Source organism: Streptomyces sp. WM6378 (assembly GCF_001279695.1).
Classification (GTDB): Bacteria; Actinomycetota; Actinomycetes; order Streptomycetales; family Streptomycetaceae; genus Streptomyces.
The window spans coordinates 37,055-54,406 of sequence record NZ_LGDD01000297.1 but is presented as its reverse complement, the minus strand read 5'-3'; the positions used below and the strand labels follow the sequence as shown (position 1 = coordinate 54,406).

Below are 17,352 nucleotides of genomic sequence, written 5' to 3'. Positions count from 1 at the left end.
GCTAGACATCGGCCGCCTTCCTTCCTCGGGAGGTCAGCAGCAGGTAGCCGCCCGTCACGAACAGGAGGAACAGCAGCAGCAGGACGGACATCGCGGAGCCGGCGCCGAAGTTCCAGGTGACGAACGACGACTGGTAGATGTGGATCGAGATGAGGTCCGCGGCCTCCGGGGCGGACTTTCCGAACAGGACGTACGGCGTGTTGAAGTCGTTGAAGGTCCACAGGAAGAGCACCAGGACGAGCACCTGGTTGACCGGGCGCAGCGACGGCAACGTGATGCGGCGGATCTGCTGCCACCTGCCCGCTCCGTCGAGCCCCGCGGCTTCGTACAGGTCCGTCGGGATGTTCTGGAGCCCGGCCGTCACGATGAGGAAGGCGAAGGGCCAGCCCTTCCACACCGACACGGTCAGCAGGGCGTAGAAGCTGTTGTCGCCGATGAGCCAGAAGGAGGGCTTGCCGGTGAGGTGCAGTTGGTCGTGCAGGACGTGGTTCACCAGGCCGTTGTCGTGCTGGAACATGAACGCCCAGGTGATGACGGCCGCGTAGACGGGCAGCGCGTACGGCACCAGGAAGACGGCCCGCAGCAGGCCCCGGCCGCGGAAGGTGTCCTGGAGGTAGACCGCGGCCGTGGTGCCGATCAGCCAGCACAGGCCGACCGAGAGCAGCGTGAAGACGACGGTGACGAGGAAGGAGTGCAGCAGGGCCGCGCCGACGGCACCGTGGAAGTCCACCGACAGGCGGTAGTTGTCGGTGCCGGACCAGGGGGCGCTGCCCCAGTCGCGGATGGAGAACTGGGTGAGTTCCTTGAAGCTCATCGCGATGCCGATGACCATCGGCACCAGATGGACGAGGAGTTCGAGGAGCAGGGCGGGCAGCAGGAGCAGGTACGGGAGTCCGATGCGCCTGATCCGCCCGCTGCGGCGGGGGTGGCGCGCCGGGCCGGGGGAGTGCTCGGGCACCGACCGGGTGCCCGCGGGAGGGGCGGTGGTCGCCATGAGAGTGCCCGCCCTCACTTGGCGGGCATCTGCTGCTCGGCCTTGCGCAGCTCGGCCTTCACCGACTCGGTGGTCACCGCGCGGCCGGCCGCGGCGTCGGCGAACAGATCCTTCACCGCCGTGCCGACGGCCGTCTCGAACTGCGACTCGTCCGGCACCTGCGGCAGCGCCCGCGCGCTGGTGGCGAGGGTCTGCCGGAGCACCGCCGTGCCCTGGGAGTTGAACGCCGGGTCGGCCTGGGCGGTCTTGACCGCGGGGATCGAACCGTAGGCGGTGTTGAGGATCTTCTGCTCCTCGTCACTGGTCATGAACTTCACGAACCGGGCCGCGCCGTCGAGGTTGTGGGTGTTCTTGAAGACGGCCATGTTGATGCCGGCCACCATCGAGTTCACCTGGGTGCCGGCCCCGGGCGTCCCGGACTGGACCGGCGCGGGGGCCACGCCCCACTCGGAGTCCTTCATGCCAAGGGACTTGAAGGTGGCGGAGGCCGTCTGCCACAGCACCATCGCCGTCTTCCCCTTGGCGAAGTCGCTCAGCGACTGGTTCTGTGCGTACTCGGCGTTGCTCGGGCCGACGATCTTGTCCTTGGCCATCAGGTCGACGTACTGCTTGACCGCCGCGACCGCGCCGTCGCCGGTGAAGTCGGGCTTGCCGTCGGCGGTGAAGAAGTCGGCGCCGTGCTGCCGGGCGAGGACGAAGACCTGGTGGATGTTGTTGGAGAGGTTCGAGCCTTCTGCGCCCAGCCCGTTCTTGCCCTTCGCCTCGACCTTCTTCCCGTCGGCGACCAGCTCGTCCCAGGTGGCCGGGGGCTTCGCTATGCCCGCCTCGGCGAAGACCTGCTTGTTGTAGTAGAGCGCGTACGCCATCGAGTAGAGCGGCACCGCGGCCGGGTCCTTGCCCTGGGTGCCGGTCGAGCCGAGCGCGGAATCGACGAACCGGTCCTTCCCGCCGATCTTGGCGAAGTTCGCCGCGTCCCACGACAGGAGCGCGCCCGTCGCCTGCAGCGAGGCGCTCCAGGTGTTGCCGATGTTCAGTACGTCCGGGCCCTGGCCCGAGGTGGCCGCGGTCAGGATCCGGTTCAGCAGATCGGACCAGGGCACGACCTCCAGCTTCACCTTGATGCCGGTCCGCTGCTCGAACTTGTCGAGCTCGGGCCGGAGGACCTTCTGGTCGACCGAGATGCTCGCGCCCTGGTTGGAGGCCCAGTAAGTGAGCGTCTTGGGCGAGTCGTTGGACCCGCCCCCGGTCGCCGAACCTCCTCCACAGGCCGTGGCCGCGAGGGCGAGAGACAGGGCGGCGGCGCCTATGGCCGCGGCTCGGATGTTGCGCATGGCCTCTGGTGTCCCTTTCCGGGAGTCGAAAACCGTGAGGTCGCCTTCGGAGACGCCGACACCGCGTTCGACTCCTGAAGGTGCACATGGCTTAATTTAAGACGTGAGTTAAGCGGCGCCGGAAGTGGGGCGTCAAGAGGTGGAGCATGGTGTCCCGCCCAACGACCGCGCCGGGCCGACGGGCCAAGTGCCGGTGCGCGGTGGGCGAATGGGGCGTGACCTGCGCGGGAGTGCGGGACCGGTGTCGTGCAACGGTTGCATTTCAGCGGGCGGTTGAGCTGCTGTGCAACGGGCTTGGCTGGCAAGCGAGTTGTGATCGTCGCCACAACCGATGAACTCGCCCCCGGTGGGAGACGGTCGCGCGCTGCCCGGTCGCCGACGCGTGCGTGAAGGGGCATGGCTCAGGTCTCCCAACCTGTTCCACGCCCCTCCCCACAGCAGCCGCCGGCCCTCTGCCCGGCGGCGAACCCGGGCCCCTCAGCCCCGGTCGTACGTGTGGAACCCGCGCCCGCTCTTACGGCCGAGCAGCCCCGCCTCCACCGTGCGCTGAAGCAGCGGCGGCGGGGCGTACAGGGGTTCCTCGAACTCTTCGTAGAGGGACTCCGCGATGGCGGCGACGGTGTCCAGGCCGATCAGGTCGGCCAGCTTGAGCGGTCCCATCGGGTGGGCGCAGCCCAGCTCCATGCCCGCGTCCACGTCCGCGGGGGTTGCGAAGCCGGACTCCGTCATCCTGATCGCCGACAGGAGGTACGGGACGAGGAGTGCGTTGACGACGAAGCCGGCCCGGTCCTGGGAGCGGACGACCGTCTTGCCCAGGGTGCGCGTGACGAAGTCCTCCACGGCCGCCACGGTCCCCGGCGTCGTGTGCAGCGAGGAGACGATCTCGACCAGCGGCAGCACGGGGACGGGGTTGAAGAAGTGCAGCCCGAGGACGCGGTCGGCACGCCGGGTGGCCATGCCCAGACGCATGACCGGGATCGAGGACGTGTTGGTGGCGAGGATCGCCTCACGGTCCTCGACGATCTTGTCCAGGCTGGCGAAGATCTCCGTCTTGGCCTCGGTGTTCTCGACGACGGCTTCGATGACGAGCTGGCGGTCGGCCAGGTCGTCGAGGCTGCCGGTGAAGACCATGCGGGCCAGTGCGTACTCGGCGGAGACGCGGTCCAACTTGCCTCGCTGGACGGCCCGTTCGAGAGAGACGGCGATCCGCTCGCGGGCGGCGCGGGCGGCGGTCGAGTCGGCCTCGCACACCACCGTGTCCAGACCGGCGCGGGCACACACTTCGGCGATTCCGGCGCCCATCTGGCCGCCGCCCACCACTCCGATCCGGCTGATGGCTGAGGTCATGACTGTCCTTCCGTGTGCTGCACGAGGTGGCGGGCGTAGGCGTCGGTGGTGAAGAAGTCCGGCAACTCCTTCGCCAGGGTGGTCCGTTCGAAGAGCGCGCGGACCTGATCGACGGCGGCCCAGGGGTACTCCGCGCCCAGCGCGGCGAGTTCGTCCTCAAGGAGGTCGAGCACCGTCGAGCGTTCGACCGCCCGGTGCCGCAGCCACTGCCAGATCTGGACCCGGGCGATCTCGGCCGTGGCGGCGTCCTCCATCAGACCGTCGATGGCGACGGCGCCCTGCCCGCGCAGCCAGGCGTCGAAGTAGCGCAGGGCGACGGCGATGTTCGTCCGGATGCCCTCCGGCGTGGGCGGCGCGCTGGTGCGGCGCACCGACACGAGCTGCGCCGCCGTCACCTCGACGTCGTCACGGGTGCGTTCGAGCTGGTGCGGACGGGTGCCGAGCACCCCGTCGAAGACCTCGCGGCAGACCGGGACGAGGGCGGGGTGGGCGACCCAGGAGCCGTCGAAGCCGTCCTCGGCCTCACGTTCCTTGTCGAGCCGCACCTTGGCCAGGGCCGCCTGATGGGCGGCCGCGTCCTTGCTGGGCACCTGGGCGGCCATGCCGCCGATGGCGTGGGCACCCCGCTTGTGGCAGGTGCGCACCAGGAGTTCGGCGTAGGCCCGCATGAAGGGGGCGGTCATGGTGACCTTCGCCCGGTCGGGCAACAGGAAGTCGGTGCGGTGGCCGAAGGTCTTGATGAGGCTGAACAGGTAGTCCCAGCGCCCGGCGTTCAGGCCGGAGCTGTGCTCGCGCAGCTCGTGGAGGATCTCTTCCATGGCGACGGCCGCCGTGATGGTCTCGATCAGGACGGTGGCCCGGACCGTGCCCCGCGGAATGCCGAGCAGGTCCTGGGCGAAGACGAAGATGTCGTTCCACAGCCGAGCCTCGTCACGGCTCTCCAGCTTCGGCAGATAGAAGTACGGGCCGTGTCCGGCGTCGATCTGCCGCTGGGCGCAGTGGAAGAAGTAGAGCCCGAAGTCGACGAGCGAGGCGGGTGCGGGGTGGCCGCCGAACTCCAGGTGCTCCTCGGTCAGGTGCCAGCCGCGGGGGCGCACCACGATCGTCGCGACCTGCTCGCCGAGGCGGTACTGCTTGCCCTGCGGGGTCGTGAAGTCGATCCGGCGCTCGATCGCGTCAAGGAGGTTGAGCTGGCCGCCGATGACGTTGTCCCAGGTGGGTGAGGTGGCGTCCTCGAAGTCCGCCATCCACACCCGCGCACCGGAGTTGAGGGCGTTGACCGCCATGCCGCGCTCCGGCGGACCGGTGATCTCCACACGGCGGTCGGTCAGACCGGGCGCCGGGGGAGCCACCTGCCACGACGGGTCGGTGCGGATGCCCGCTGTCGCGATGGAGAAGTCGAACGGGGAGCCGGAGGCCAGGCGGGACGCCACCCGCTTGCGTTCCCGCAGGACATGCAGACGGCGGTCGCCGAACTCGTCGACGAGGCGGCCGACGAACTCCAGGGCCTCGGGGGTGAGGATCTCGTCGTGCCGGTGTCCCGGGGCGCCGAGGACCCGGGCACGGCTGGTCGGGGCGGAGATGGACATGCGGGTCTCCTCAGCGGGAGGGGCGGGGGCCGGACGGAGACGGTCGTCCGGCCCCCGGCCTGGACACGGGGATGGCTGATCGCGTTGGAAGGTGAGGCACGAGGAGCGCGGCCCTGGGGCGGGCCCGACGGCGTTCTAGTGGAACTGCTCCTCCTCGGTGGAGCCGGTCAGCGCCGTGGTCGAGGATGCCGGGTTGATGGCGGTCGAGACCTGGTCGAAGTAGCCGGTGCCGACCTCGCGCTGGTGCTTGACCGCGGTGAATCCGTGCTCCTGGGCAGCGAACTCCCGCTCCTGGAGGTCGACATACGCGGTCATGCCGTGCTCGGCGTAACCGCGGGCCAGGTCGAACATGCCGTGGTTGAGGGAGTGGAAGCCGGCCAGGGTGATGAACTGGAAGCGGTAGCCCATGGAGGCGAGCTCGCGCTGGAACTTGGCGATCTGGTCGTCGTCCAGGGACACCTTCCAGTTGAAGGACGGCGAGCAGTTGTAGGCCAGCATCTGGTCGGGGTGCTCGGCGTGGATGGCCTCGGCGAACTCGCGGGCCTGAGCCAGGTCCGGGGTGCCGGTCTCGACCCAGATCAGGTCCGCGTAAGGGGCGTACGCCAGGCCGCGTGCGATGACCGGAGCCATGCCGTTCCGCACCCGGTAGAAGCCCTCGGCGGTGCGCTCTCCCGTGACGAACTGGGCGTCGCGCTCGTCCACGTCGCTGGTGAGGAGGTTGGCGGCGAGGGCGTCGGTGCGGGCCACGATGAGGGTGGGGACGTCGGCGATGTCGGCTGCCAGGCGGGCCGCGTTCAGGGTGCGGATGTGCTGGGAGGTGGGGACGAGCACCTTGCCGCCGAGGTGGCCGCACTTCTTCTCGGAGGCGAGCTGGTCCTCGTAGTGGATGCCCGCCGCACCGGCCGCGACCATCGCCTTGGTGAGCTCGAACGCGTTGAGCGGGCCGCCGAAGCCGGCCTCGGCGTCGGCGACGATCGGGGCCAGCCAGTCGGTCGTGTCGGTGCCGCCCTCGGCCGTGGCGATCTGGTCGGCGCGCAGCAGCGCGTTGTTGATCCGGCGCACCACCTGGGGAACCGAGTTGGCCGGGTACAGGCTCTGGTCGGGGTAGGTGTGCCCGGCCTGGTTGGCGTCGGCGGCGACCTGCCAGCCGGAGAGGTAGATCGCCTGGAGACCGGCCTTCACCTGCTGGACGGCCTGCCCGCCGGTCAGCGCGCCAAGGGCGTGGATGTAGTCCAGCTCGTGGAGCTGGCGCCACAGCCGCTCGGCGCCGCGCCGGGCGAGCGTGGCCTCCTCGCGGACGCTGCCGGAGAGCCGGACCACGTCCTCGGCGCTGTAGGTGCGCTCGATGCCCTTCCAGCGCGGATCGGTCGCCCACCGCTGAGCCAGCTCCGCCGCCGCTGCTGTCGTCTTCTCTGCCTGTGCCATGACCGTCTCCCGAAGAATCGTGAACTGTGCGAATGCGTGGCACTGGGTGCCGTAGAGCTTTGAGGGTGCGGCCTGCCGGCCTCTGGGTCGGCAATCCGAGCAATGGTGCAGAGCCGGGCGGAAGGGCCGGGACCTCCGACATCAGGGCATGAATCGCACCCCGGTTCCGCTCCGTCCGACGGAGTCCGGCGGGCCGCAGTACGACTCTGACACCGGCACTCAGTGCCAGCAACCAGGGAAAGATGCCAACTTCTGCGAATCTTCGGCCCGTTATTTGCCAACTCTGTTAAGTCCGCACAGCTCGCCCGCGCGGCTACGATCGCGAGCAGTGCCGACGATCGTGACCACACGGGAGCCACGGGTGAGCAAGACGTACGCGGGAGCGCGGCTGCGCCGGCTGCGCGAGGAACGCCGCATGAGCCAGGCCGAACTGGCCCGCGCCCTCGCCATCTCGCCGAGCTATCTGAACCAGATGGAACACGACTCCAGGCCGTTGACCGTGCCCGTACTGCTGCGCCTTACCGAGGCGTTCGGCGTCGACCCGGGCTTCTTCTCCGAGCGCGACACCAGCCGTCTCGTCGCCGACCTGCGCGACGCCCTCACCGGTGAGGTCTCCGCCGGCCGGGTGTCCGCCTCCGACCTCTCGGACCTGGCCTCCCGCATGCCCGCCGTGGCGACCGTCCTGGTGGACCTCGGCCGACGCAACCAGCACCTGACGGAGCAGCTCGCCGAAGTCGCGGAGGGCCGGGGGCCGGGCGCGGTGGCGCAGCCGCGTTCCCCGCACGAGGAGATCCGCGAGTTCTTCTACCGGCGCCAGAACTACCTGCACGACCTGGACCTCGCCGCGGAAGACCTCGCAGCCGAGATCGGCGTACGCCCCGGCGAGGTGGTGCGCGCGCTGTCCGCGCGGCTCGCCGAACGCCACGGGGTGCGCCTGGCCACGGACTCCGACCGGCTCCTGCACCACTACGATCCCGGCGCCCGGGTCCTGCACCTGTCCAGCCGGATGCGCCCGGGCCAGCAGGCGTTCCGGATGGCCACCCAACTCGCGCTCCTCGAACACGCGGTGGGGATGTCCGCCCTCGCTTCGGAGGACTTCGACCAGGATTCCGCGGCCTGGCCGCTGGCCCGGATCGGCATCGCCAACTACTTCGCCGCCGCGCTGATCCTGCCCTACCGCCGCTTCCACGCGGCCGCCGAGGAGTCCCGCTACGACATCGAGCGGCTGACCGACCACTTCGGACTCGGCTACGAGACGATCTGCCACCGCCTCAGCACGCTCCAGCGCACCAGGCTGCGCGGAGTGCCGTTCTCCTTCGTGCGCGTCGATCGGGCGGGCAACATGTCCAAGCGTCAGTCCGCCACCGCCTTCCACTTCTCGCGGGCCGGCGGCACCTGCCCGCTGTGGAACGTGTACGAGGCGTTCGCCGCGCCCGGCCGCATCCACGTCCAGGTCGCCGCCATGCCGGACGGCCAGCGCTATCTGTGGACCGCCCGCGCGATCTCCCGGCACCGGGGCGGCTGGGGCGAGCCGGGCAAGACCTTCGCCGTCGGCCTCGGCTGCGAGATCCGGCACGCCGCACGGCTGGTCTACTCCGACGGCCTCGACCTCGACAGCACCTCCGCCGCCGTCCCCATCGGCATGGGCTGCCGCCTCTGCGAACGCACGGACTGCCCGCAGCGAGCCGTACCGCCGTTGGACCGTCGGTTGGCCGTCGACGAGAACAGCAGCACCTTCGTCCCCTACCCGGTGGCCGCGGAGCAGTCAGCCATCGCCTGATGGTTCGTCAGGAGTAGCTCGAAGTCTCCACCGGATACGGCACGTACGTACGCCGGTCAGGATCGATGGCCGGCCGTCCGCCAGCTGGAGGCCGGGCCCCCTCGGCGCAGCCGCAGCGTTCGCAGCGGGCAGGTGTCAGTCCGGCCGCGTCGACCAAGCCGTCCAGGAGCAGCCCGTGCTCCAACAGGGCGATTTGCGTGGTGAGCTGGAGGGCTCGCTGACCCTCCGTCAGCCACGGCGACAGGAACAGCCAGGCGGCTCGATCCGCCCGCTGGGCGCCTAGACCGGACCCGGCCGGCGGACCGTGCCCACCACGCAATGAGTGAGGGACGGGGTGGACTTACTAGGACGTCCAACTATATGTTCGTGGGTAAGCCCGCGGTGCAGGGAAGCCGGTGTGAATCCGGCGCGGTCCCGCCACTGTGACCGGGGAGTGTGTCGCCGAGCAGTACGCCACTGACGTGCCCTGCACGTCGGGAAGGCGGGCGATGCGCGCTGATCCGGGAGTCAGGATACCGGCCGTGGGGTGTTCCGTGTTGTCCACGAGGATGGAGAAGACACGCATGGCACCGGTACGTGACCACGGCCCTGGTGATCCGGCGGAGTACCCGAAGTGCGCGGCTGTGCCCGCGCGTTCGTAACTCACCGAAGGCATTCGTCCTTCGCTGTCCCGCGCCTTGTCCAGCGGTGCGCACCCCGATCGGTGCCGCGTCGCCGCCAAGCCGCGCCTCCTCGGATCCCACCTGACGAGAGCAGGTTTCCATGGCCCGTGAACTCACCCACTTCATCGGCGGAAAGCACACCTCCGGAACCTCCGGCAGCTACGCCGACGTGTACGACCCCAACACCGGCGCGGTGCAGGCCAGGGTCCCCCTCGCGGGACGCGCCGAGACCGAGGCGGCGATCGCCGACGCCGAGGAGGCGCAGCTCGAATGGGGCCAGTGGAACCCCCAGCGGCGCGCTCGCGTCCTGTTGCGCTTCCTCCAACTCGTCGAGGGGGAGCGGGAGTCGCTGGCCCGGCTGCTCTCGTCCGAGCACGGAAAGACCGTCGCCGACGCGCACGGCGACATCCGACGCGGCCTGGAAGTCGTCGAGTTCGCGGCCGGGATCCCGCATCTGCTCAAGGGAGAGTTCACCGACAACGCGGGCACCGGCATCGACGTGCACTCGCTGCGCAGCCCGCTCGGCGTCGTCGCAGGCATCACCCCGTTCAACTTCCCCGCGATGATCCCGCTGTGGAAGGCCGCACCCGCACTGGCCTGCGGCAACGCCTTCATCCTCAAGCCGTCCGAGCGCGACCCGTCCGTACCGCTGCGCCTGGCCGAGCTCTTCCTTGAGGCCGGTCTGCCGCCGGGCGTCCTGAACGTCGTCAACGGCGGCAAGGAAGCCGTCGACACCCTCCTCGAAGACCCGCGGGTCCAGGCCCTCGGCTTCGTCGGGTCCACCCCGATCGCCGCGCACGTCTACGCGACCGCCGCCGCCCACGGCAAGCGCGCCCAGTGCTTCGGCGGCGCCAAGAACCACATGATCGTGATGCCGGACGCCGACCTCGACCAGGCCGTGGACGCGCTCATCGGCGCGGGCTACGGCTCGGCGGGGGAGCGCTGCATGGCGATCTCGGTCGCCGTCCCGGTCGGCGAGGAGACCGCCGACGCCCTGGTCGAGCGGCTCAAGGACCGCATCGCCACCCTGCGCATCGGCCGCTCCGACGACCCGGACGCCGACTTCGGCCCGCTGGTGAGCCGCGACGCCCTTGACCGGGTCAACCGCTATGTCGACATCGGCGTCACCGAAGGCGCCCAACTCGTCGTGGACGGACGGGGGTTCACCCTGCCCGGGAGCGAGTCCGGCTTCTTCGCCGGAGCCTCGCTCTTCGACCGGGTCTCCCCGAACACGCGGATCTACCGCGAGGAGATCTTCGGCCCGGTGCTGTGCGTGGTCCGCGCCGCCGACTACGAGGAGGCCCTGCGGCTGCCCAGCGAGCACCCGTACGGCAACGGTGTGGCCCTCTTCACCCGCGACGGCGACACCGCCCGCGACTTCACCCGCCGGGTCAACACCGGCATGGTCGGCGTCAACGTGCCCATCCCGGTCCCGGTGGCGTACCACACCTTCGGCGGCTGGAAGCGCTCCGGCTTCGGCGACCTGAACCAGCACGGCCCGGACGCCGTCCGCTTCTACACCCGCACCAAGACCGTCACCTCGCGCTGGCCCTCCGGGGTCAAGGAAGGCGCGAGCTTCACCATCCCGACGATGGGGTGACCGCGTGACCACGACCCTGCTCACCAAGGACCAGCTCGCCCTGGCCGAGGTCACCCTCGACTTCGCCCAGGAGCAGCTCGCCCCGCACGCCATCACCTGGGACCAGGACAAACACTTCCCCGTCGACGTGCTGCGCCGCGCGGCCGGCCTCGGCCTCGCCGGGATCTACGTACGCGAGGAATCCGGCGGTTCCGGGCTCAGCCGCGCCGACGGAGTACTCGTCCTTGAGGTCCTCGCCACCGGCTGCCCTTCCATCGCCGGCTACCTCTCCATCCACAACATGGTCGCTTGGATGATCGACCGGTACGGCGACCAGGGCCAGCGCGACCGCTGGCTGCCCGGCCTCTGCACCGCCGAGACCCTCGGCAGCTACTGCCTCACCGAACCCGGCGCCGGATCGGACGCGGCGGCCCTGCGCACCCGCGCCGAACGCGACGGCGACCACTACGTACTGACCGGAGTGAAGCAGTTCATCTCCGGCGCCGGATCCTCCGACGTGCACATCGTCATGGCCCGCACCGGCCGCGACGGCCCCGGCGGCGTCTCCGCCTTCGTCGTCGAACGCGGCGATCCGGGGCTCTCCTTCGGCCCCGACGAACGGAAGATGGGCTGGAACGCGCAGCCCACCCGTCAGGTGGTCCTCGACGGGGTCCGCATCCCCGCCGACCGCCGTCTGGGCGCCGAGGGCGAGGGCTTCCGCATCGCCATGAACGGCCTCAACGGCGGCCGCCTGGGCATCGCGGCCTGCTCCCTCGGCGGCGCCCAGAGCGCCCTGGACCGCAGCCTCGCCCACCTCGCCGACCGCGAGGCGTTCGGGGCCCGGCTGCTCGACGCGCAGGCGCTCCAGTTCCGGCTCGCCGACATGGCGACCGAACTCACCGCCGCCCGCGCCCTGGTCCGTACGGCCGCCGAAGCGCTGGACCGCGGCGACCCGCAGGCAGCCCAGCTCTGCGCCATGGCCAAGCGCTTCGCCACCGACACCGGCTACACCGTCGCCGACCGCGCCCTCCAACTGCACGGCGGATACGGCTACTTGAGCGAGTATGGCATCGAGAAGATCGTCCGCGATCTCCGGGTGCACCAGATCCTGGAAGGAACCAACGAGATCATGCGCGTCATCGTCGCCCGCGGGCTCACGGAGACCCTGCGATGAGCACCGACGAGGTACTCCTGCACACGGACGGCCACGCCGGGTACGTGACCCTGAACCGGCCCAAGGCACTCAACGCACTCAGCCACGCGATGGTGCGCCGCATCGACGAAGCCCTGACCGGCTGGGAACACGACCCCGCCGTGCACACCGTCGTGATCGCCGGCGCCGGTGAGCGCGGCCTGTGCGCGGGCGGCGACATCCGCTCCATCTACGAGGACGCGCGCACCGGCGGCACGGCCTCGACGGACTTCTGGCGCGACGAGTACCGGCTCAACGCGCGCATCGCCCGCTACCCCAAGCCGTACGTGGCCCTGATGGACGGCATCGTCATGGGCGGCGGCGTCGGGATCTCGGCCCACGGCACCGTCCGGATCGTCACCGAACGCTCCCGCGTGGCCATGCCCGAGACCGGCATCGGCTTCGTTCCCGACGTCGGCGGCACCTACCTCCTCGCGCTCGCCCCAGGAGAGCTCGGCACCCATCTCGCCCTGACGGGCGCGCCCGTCGGCGCCGCCGACGCGATGCTGTGCGGGCTCGCCGACCACTTCGTCCCGGCCGGCCGGCTCGCTGCGCTGACGGCCGATCTCGCAGGGGTGAGCGTGCACGAGGCGCTCACCCGGCACGTGGCCGAGCCGCCGCCCGGTGAGCCGGCCGACCGGCGCGAGTGGATCGACCACTGCTACGCGGCCGACACGGTCGAGGAGATCATCGACCGGCTTCTCGTGAGCGGGGTGACCGAGGCCAAGGAGGCGGCCGCCACGCTCAATGCCAAGTCACCCACCGCCCTCAAGGTCACGCTGGCCGCCATGCGCCGGGTCCGTCAACTCGGCGCGTTGGAAAGGGTGTTGGAGCAGGAATACCGGGTGTCCTGTGCGGCGCTCGGCACGCCGGACCTGGTCGAGGGGATCCGCGCCCAGGTCATCGACAAGGACCGCACCCCCCACTGGTCGCCCGCCTCCCTCGCCGAGGTCAGCGACGACCAAGTGGCTCGCTTCTTCGCCCCGCTCGGCGAGCGCGAACTGCGCCTGACCGACTCCGCATCGCCTCAGGAGGTGCCCTGGTGACCAATGTCGTCGCATTCATCGGGCTCGGACACATGGGTGGCCCGATGGCCGCCAACCTCGCCGCCGTCGGTCACCGCGTGCTCGGCTACGACCTCGTTCCCGCGTCCCTGTCGGCGGCCGCGGAGGCCGGTGTCGAGGTGGCGGAATCCGCCCTCTCCGCCGCCGCGGAGGCGGACGTGGTGATCACGATGCTGCCCGCCGGCCGCCACGTCCTCGCCCTCTATCAGGACGAGGGGCTGCTCGCGGCCGCCAAGCCCGGCACGCTGTTCGTCGACTGCTCCACGATCGACGTGGCCGACGCCCGAGCGGCCCACGAGGCCGCCGTCGCCGCCGGCCACCGGGCCCTGGACGCACCGGTCTCGGGCGGCGTGATGGGCGCCGAGGCGGGCACGCTCACCTTCATGGCCGGCGGGGGAGAGATGGAGTACGCCCAGGCCGAGCCGCTCCTGTCCGTGCTGGGCAAGAAGGCCGTGCACTGCGGCGGGCCGGGAGCGGGGCAGGCGGCGAAGATCTGCAACAACATGATCCTCGGCATCTCGATGATCGCCGTCAGCGAGGCGTTCGTCCTGGGGGAGAGCCTCGGCCTGTCCCACCAGGCGCTGTACGACGTGGCCTCCACCGCGTCCGGCCAGTGCTGGGCGCTCACCACCAACTGCCCCGTCCCCGGCCCGGTCCCGGCCAGCCCCGCCAACCACGGCTACGAACCCGGGTTCGCCGCGCCCCTGATGGCCAAGGACCTGGGACTCGCCGCCAACGCCCTGCGCTCGGGCGGCATCGACACCGGACTCGGCCTGCGCGCCGCCGAGTTGTACGCCGCGTTCGCCGAGGGCCCCGGAGCCGGGCAGGACTTCTCCGGCATCGTCCACGCGCTGCGTGCCGCGGCCCGGGCGGCGGAACCACAGAACGGAACCCGATGACCGACACCGCGTACGAGACCATCCGCGTCGAACGCAAGGGCCGCACCGCGCTGGTCACCCTCAACCGGCCGAAGGCGCTCAACGCGCTCAACCCCCAGGTCATGACCGAGGTCGTGGCCGCCACCGAGGCACTTGACCGGGACCCGGACGTGGGCTGCATCGTCCTCACCGGGTCGGCGAAGGCGTTCGCGGCCGGTGCCGACATCAAGGAGATGCGGCCGCGGAGCTACCTGGACATGTATCTCAGCGACTGGTTCACCGCATGGGACCGGCTCGGACAACTGCGTACGCCGACCGTTGCGGCGGTGGCGGGTTACGCCCTGGGCGGTGGCTGCGAACTGGCCATGCTCTGCGACATCCTGCTCGCCGCCGACACGGCCGTCTTCGGCCAGCCGGAGATCAAACTCGGGGTGATCCCGGGTATCGGCGGCTCCCAGCGGCTGACCCGCGCGGTGGGCAAGGCCAAGGCGATGGAACTGTGCCTGACGGGCAGGACCATGGACGCGGCCGAGGCCGAGCGCGCCGGGCTGGTCTCGCGGATCGTGCCGGTCGCCGACCTGCTCGGAGAGGCGCTCGCGGTCGCGGAGACGGTGGCCGGTATGTCAGCGCCCGTCGCGATGATGGCCAAGGAGTCCGTGAACCGCGCCTTCGAGACGACCCTTGCCGAAGGGGTGCGCTTCGAGCGCCGCCTGTTCCACGCGGTGTTCGCCACGCAGGACCAGAAGGAGGGCATGGCGGCCTTCACCGAGAAGCGGCCACCGGAGTTCACCCACCGGTAGGAGCCGAGTCCAAGGAGAACCGCCGGGCCGCTCGCGCAGGGGCGGGCGGCCCGGCCGACAGGAGATGGGCCGAGTGTCCGGGCGGTGACGGTTCCGCGAACTGCGGGGCCGTCAGCGGCTTCTGGCGCGGCCCGCGTCGCGATTGAGTACGCAGTCGCCACACAGGGAACCCTTGTGGCCCGGGGCGGCACGGTAGATCAGGCAGCAACTCCTGCGCCGGAACCCGCCGTTGGCGGTTGTGGTGGCGGAATACCGCAGGGCCGGGCTGTCCAGGAGGAGCGTGAGCGTCGTACGGGTTCGCTCCGCGAGCTCCGGTGCAGCGCTGGCGATCATGGTCGCGGCACCGTTGAGGGCCGACGCGATGTTGCCTCGGAGGATGTGGGGGGACAGCGAGAACGGCCGCATGGCGGTGGTGAGTTCACCGATGGGGCCGTCGAGGAAGGTGGCGAGTGCTTCGGGCGGAACCGGTCCGGCGCTCACCGCGGTGCGCGGGACGGACAGGGGGATGGGGCCGCCCAGGACCGGCTGCCAGTGGGCGTCCGAGAGGCCGAAGGTGAGAAGGCGTTCGTGCAGCACGAACGCGGCAAGGGCCGGCGACAGCAGTCTCGCGGCCAGGCCGAGGTGGGTCACGGAAGCGGCCACCCGCACCTCAACGGCAGCGAGCGGCTGCTCTCCGGCCGCGGCCAGCCAGCCTCGGACGGCCGACACGCGAGCCTCGATGAGTCGCCGGGACATCGGGACCCACGGCTCCACCGGCCGGGCGTCCACGGCGTGGGTGTGCAGGGCGAAGAACGGCCCGAGCGCGGTGATCTCGGTGATCACCGCGCCCGACGTCGGAGCGAACGTCATGCGGGGACGGGAGCCGGGCCCTGCGCGGGGGCGTCGGCGGATTCCCGGCGGGGCTCAAGAAGGCGTTCGGCCAAGGGGCCGAAGAACAGCCCGATGGCGGCCCAGAGGAGGAGTTGGGCGGCGACGGAGAAGAAGCGGAAGGAGAACAGAACGTCGGCGGGGAAACCCGGGTAGACGATCGTGCCCTTGGAGTCCTTGAGGGGCAGCGGTGTCTCGGTGGCCTGGTTGCCGAAGTTCTCCTTGTTGTAGGCCAGGTGCCCCAGCGAGGGCAGGACCAGCATCACGATGCCGATCGCGACGACGAACACGGCGCCGCCGATCAACGTGGCGTTCCAGTTGCCGTAACGAGCCTGGAGGCGTTTGCCGAGCCAGACCGCCGCCACCAGGAAGGCGATCGAGCACACCACCATGATGAGGTAGAGGCCGCTGCGCTGCTTGATGGTGTCCTCGTGGCCGATCGCCGGAGGGTTGGCCGGGTACTTGAGGAACGGCACCAGGTACATCGCGAGGAAACCGCCACCGGCCACCAGCAGCGCCAGCGTGCGGGCGCGCAGGGCGCCGGTCCGGCCCAGGCAGACCGTGTAGGCGACGGCGAAGAGCGCGCCCATGGCCATGCCGAAGAAGATCATGCCGACGCCGAGGCCGACATCGGCCTGAATGGTGCGGCTGAACAGGTCGGGGCCCGCTGCGTCCACCGGCAGGCCGGCGGCCTTGTCCAGTGCGGTCTGAGCGGCGTCACGCCCGCTCTCGTAGTCGATGGCTTTCGCGATCTGCGGCTCGGCGAAGATCCGTCCGAAGACGAACGCGAGCAGCCCTGCCACTGCGCCGACGAGAACGCCGCGCAGTATCAGCTTCTTTTCCATGTCGAGTTGTCCGTACTTCCGTGTGGGTCAGTGGCAGGGGAAGCCGAGGAAGTGACGTCCGTCGTGGACGAACTCGTGGATGTGCATGTCGTTGCCGAAGACCGAGACGGCCCCCTGGTCGACGCCGATGAAGTAGTAGGCGGCCAGCGCGAGGATCGCGGTGCCGACCAGCCACAGCACCGACTTCGAAACCGGCAGGACGACAGGCGTGGACGCCGGGCGGGATGTGGAAATGCTGCTCAAGGCGGGCCCTCCTTCTCGGGATCTTGCGTCCCTTGGTTCAAACGGGGCGAAGTGACGGATAAGTGTCTGACTCACCGGCCACCCTCGCGGGCGGTCGGTTCACAGTGGCGCGACCGTGCTGGAATCTCACCAGCTTCCTTATCTCATCACTACACGTGGAGCATAGGGCGCCGTTCTCGAACGGGTCAATCAAGCCGTTGCCAAGTCCTGGCCCCGCTCCCGCGCCCTGCTCTTGCGCCGACCCCGGACCGGCGTCGAGCGACCGCTCCGTAGGCCGTACGCAACCCTCGCCCGACCGTCGGTGGATTGCGGAGCCCCTCGGGGCGTTCCAAGGTGGGAAGCGCCCCGATCACCCCGAGTGGCCAAGGAGACAGCATGCCTCGCGGATCGAGCCCCCAGCGGGAGCGCCAGTACGAGCACATCAAGGAGAGCGCCGAGGAGCGCGGCGAGAGCACCAAGCGCGCCGAAGAGATCGCGGCCAGGACCGTCAACAAGGAACGGGCCCGCGCCGGCGAGTCCAAGACCGCGAGCAAGAGCTCCATCCAGGACATGTCCTCGTCCCAACGGGGCGGCCGGCGCTCGCACAGCGGCTCACAGGGCCCTACGTACGACCAGCTCTACGCGGAGGCGCAGCGCCGCAACATCCATGGCCGGTCCAGCATGGACAAGGCCGAGCTCAAGCGGGCCCTCGGCGGGAGTTGAGGCCGAGGCGGGCGGTTCGGCCGGCTCCGTGCGGCGGGGGACTGAACGGGGGGC

Annotated in this window: 15 protein-coding genes and 2 riboswitches; of the genes, 7 read left to right on the top strand and 8 right to left on the bottom strand. The window is 70.3% G+C overall.

Annotation, left to right across the window (positions count from 1 at the left end; genetic code table 11):
• Position 1 precedes the first annotated feature (1 nt).
• From ADK54_RS25645 to aceA, 5 genes are all read right to left on the bottom strand, one after another.
• Positions 2–994 (bottom strand): carbohydrate ABC transporter permease, encoded by a 993-nt coding sequence (locus ADK54_RS25645; RefSeq protein ID WP_053728070.1) that lies wholly within the window; start codon positions 992–994, stop codon positions 2–4.
• A gap of 14 nt (positions 995–1,008) precedes the next feature.
• Positions 1,009–2,325 carry an ABC transporter substrate-binding protein gene (locus ADK54_RS25640; RefSeq protein WP_053728069.1) on the bottom strand — a complete coding sequence of 439 codons (1,317 nt, stop codon included), beginning with the start codon at positions 2,323–2,325 and terminating at the stop codon, positions 1,009–1,011.
• A gap of 477 nt (positions 2,326–2,802) precedes the next feature.
• Positions 2,803–3,672, bottom strand: a complete 870-nt coding sequence (locus tag ADK54_RS25635; RefSeq protein ID WP_053728068.1) for a 3-hydroxybutyryl-CoA dehydrogenase — start codon at positions 3,670–3,672, stop codon at positions 2,803–2,805.
• Positions 3,669–5,261 carry a malate synthase A gene (gene aceB / locus ADK54_RS25630; RefSeq protein WP_053728067.1) on the bottom strand — a complete coding sequence of 531 codons (1,593 nt, stop codon included), beginning with the start codon at positions 5,259–5,261 and terminating at the stop codon, positions 3,669–3,671. The genes ADK54_RS25635 and aceB overlap by 4 nt, the downstream gene beginning before the upstream one ends.
• A gap of 135 nt (positions 5,262–5,396) precedes the next feature.
• The gene (gene aceA / locus ADK54_RS25625) at positions 5,397–6,686 is read right to left on the bottom strand and encodes an isocitrate lyase (protein WP_053728066.1); all 1,290 of its coding nucleotides are present in this window, start codon (positions 6,684–6,686) and stop codon (positions 5,397–5,399) included.
• Between the two features lie 361 nt (positions 6,687–7,047).
• On the opposite strand from aceA, the gene ADK54_RS25620 reads away from it, so the two are divergent.
• From ADK54_RS25620 to ADK54_RS25595, 6 genes are all read left to right on the top strand, one after another.
• A complete protein-coding gene (locus tag ADK54_RS25620) occupies positions 7,048–8,466 on the top strand; it encodes a short-chain fatty acyl-CoA regulator family protein (protein WP_053728065.1) in 1,419 nt (472 codons plus the stop codon).
• A gap of 351 nt (positions 8,467–8,817) precedes the next feature.
• Positions 8,818–9,005, top strand: a riboswitch (cobalamin riboswitch).
• Positions 9,006–9,228: 223 nt separating this feature from the next.
• Positions 9,229–10,728, top strand: coding sequence for a CoA-acylating methylmalonate-semialdehyde dehydrogenase (locus ADK54_RS25615; protein WP_053728064.1), 1,500 nt, complete (start codon positions 9,229–9,231; stop codon positions 10,726–10,728).
• Positions 10,729–10,732: 4 nt separating this feature from the next.
• On the top strand, positions 10,733–11,881 hold the full coding sequence (locus tag ADK54_RS25610) for an acyl-CoA dehydrogenase family protein (protein WP_053728063.1): 1,149 nt from the start codon (positions 10,733–10,735) through the stop codon (positions 11,879–11,881).
• Complete coding sequence (locus ADK54_RS25605) at positions 11,878–12,945, top strand: enoyl-CoA hydratase/isomerase family protein (protein ID WP_053728062.1); 1,068 nt, start codon at positions 11,878–11,880, stop codon at positions 12,943–12,945. Before ADK54_RS25610 ends, ADK54_RS25605 begins: the two co-directional genes overlap by 4 nt.
• Entirely contained in the window at positions 12,942–13,862 is a 921-nt protein-coding gene (gene mmsB, locus ADK54_RS25600; RefSeq protein ID WP_053728061.1) for a 3-hydroxyisobutyrate dehydrogenase, read from the top strand. The genes ADK54_RS25605 and mmsB overlap by 4 nt, the downstream gene beginning before the upstream one ends.
• A complete protein-coding gene (locus ADK54_RS25595; protein WP_053728060.1) occupies positions 13,859–14,641 on the top strand; it encodes an enoyl-CoA hydratase in 783 nt (260 codons plus the stop codon). Before mmsB ends, ADK54_RS25595 begins: the two co-directional genes overlap by 4 nt.
• A 111-nt stretch (positions 14,642–14,752) precedes the next feature.
• On the opposite strand, the gene ADK54_RS25590 is transcribed toward ADK54_RS25595, so the two are convergent.
• From ADK54_RS25590 to ADK54_RS25580, 3 genes are read right to left on the bottom strand one after another with little or no spacing between them, the layout of a single operon-like run.
• Entirely contained in the window at positions 14,753–15,490 is a 738-nt protein-coding gene (locus ADK54_RS25590) for a (2Fe-2S)-binding protein (RefSeq protein WP_053728059.1), read from the bottom strand.
• Complete coding sequence (locus tag ADK54_RS25585) at positions 15,487–16,353, bottom strand: CbtA family protein (RefSeq protein ID WP_053728058.1); 867 nt, start codon at positions 16,351–16,353, stop codon at positions 15,487–15,489. Before ADK54_RS25585 ends, ADK54_RS25590 begins: the two co-directional genes overlap by 4 nt.
• A 27-nt stretch (positions 16,354–16,380) precedes the next feature.
• Positions 16,381–16,596 (bottom strand): CbtB domain-containing protein, encoded by a 216-nt coding sequence (locus ADK54_RS25580; protein WP_053728057.1) that lies wholly within the window; start codon positions 16,594–16,596, stop codon positions 16,381–16,383.
• A gap of 39 nt (positions 16,597–16,635) precedes the next feature.
• A riboswitch (cobalamin riboswitch) is annotated at positions 16,636–16,785 on the bottom strand.
• Positions 16,786–16,971: 186 nt separating this feature from the next.
• Between ADK54_RS25580 and ADK54_RS25575 the strand changes: the two genes are divergently transcribed.
• Positions 16,972–17,298 (top strand): hypothetical protein, encoded by a 327-nt coding sequence (locus tag ADK54_RS25575; RefSeq protein WP_053728056.1) that lies wholly within the window; start codon positions 16,972–16,974, stop codon positions 17,296–17,298.
• Positions 17,299–17,352: the final 54 nt, after the last annotated feature.

Bases quoted from the DNA above. Each gene is read 5' to 3' on its own strand.
- ADK54_RS25605 (WP_053728062.1), top strand. From the start codon at position 11,878: ATGAGCACCGACGAGGTACTCCTGCACACGGACGGCCACGCCGGGTAC.
- ADK54_RS25635 (WP_053728068.1), bottom strand. From the start codon at position 3,672: ATGACCTCAGCCATCAGCCGGATCGGAGTGGTGGGCGGCGGCCAGATG.
- ADK54_RS25575 (WP_053728056.1), top strand. From the start codon at position 16,972: ATGCCTCGCGGATCGAGCCCCCAGCGGGAGCGCCAGTACGAGCACATC.
- aceA (WP_053728066.1), bottom strand. From the start codon at position 6,686: ATGGCACAGGCAGAGAAGACGACAGCAGCGGCGGCGGAGCTGGCTCAG.
- ADK54_RS25585 (WP_053728058.1), bottom strand. From the start codon at position 16,353: ATGGAAAAGAAGCTGATACTGCGCGGCGTTCTCGTCGGCGCAGTGGCA.
- ADK54_RS25640 (WP_053728069.1), bottom strand. From the start codon at position 2,325: ATGCGCAACATCCGAGCCGCGGCCATAGGCGCCGCCGCCCTGTCTCTC.
- aceB (WP_053728067.1), bottom strand. From the start codon at position 5,261: ATGTCCATCTCCGCCCCGACCAGCCGTGCCCGGGTCCTCGGCGCCCCG.
- ADK54_RS25590 (WP_053728059.1), bottom strand. From the start codon at position 15,490: ATGACGTTCGCTCCGACGTCGGGCGCGGTGATCACCGAGATCACCGCG.
- ADK54_RS25645 (WP_053728070.1), bottom strand. From the start codon at position 994: ATGGCGACCACCGCCCCTCCCGCGGGCACCCGGTCGGTGCCCGAGCAC.
- ADK54_RS25595 (WP_053728060.1), top strand. From the start codon at position 13,859: ATGACCGACACCGCGTACGAGACCATCCGCGTCGAACGCAAGGGCCGC.
- ADK54_RS25615 (WP_053728064.1), top strand. From the start codon at position 9,229: ATGGCCCGTGAACTCACCCACTTCATCGGCGGAAAGCACACCTCCGGA.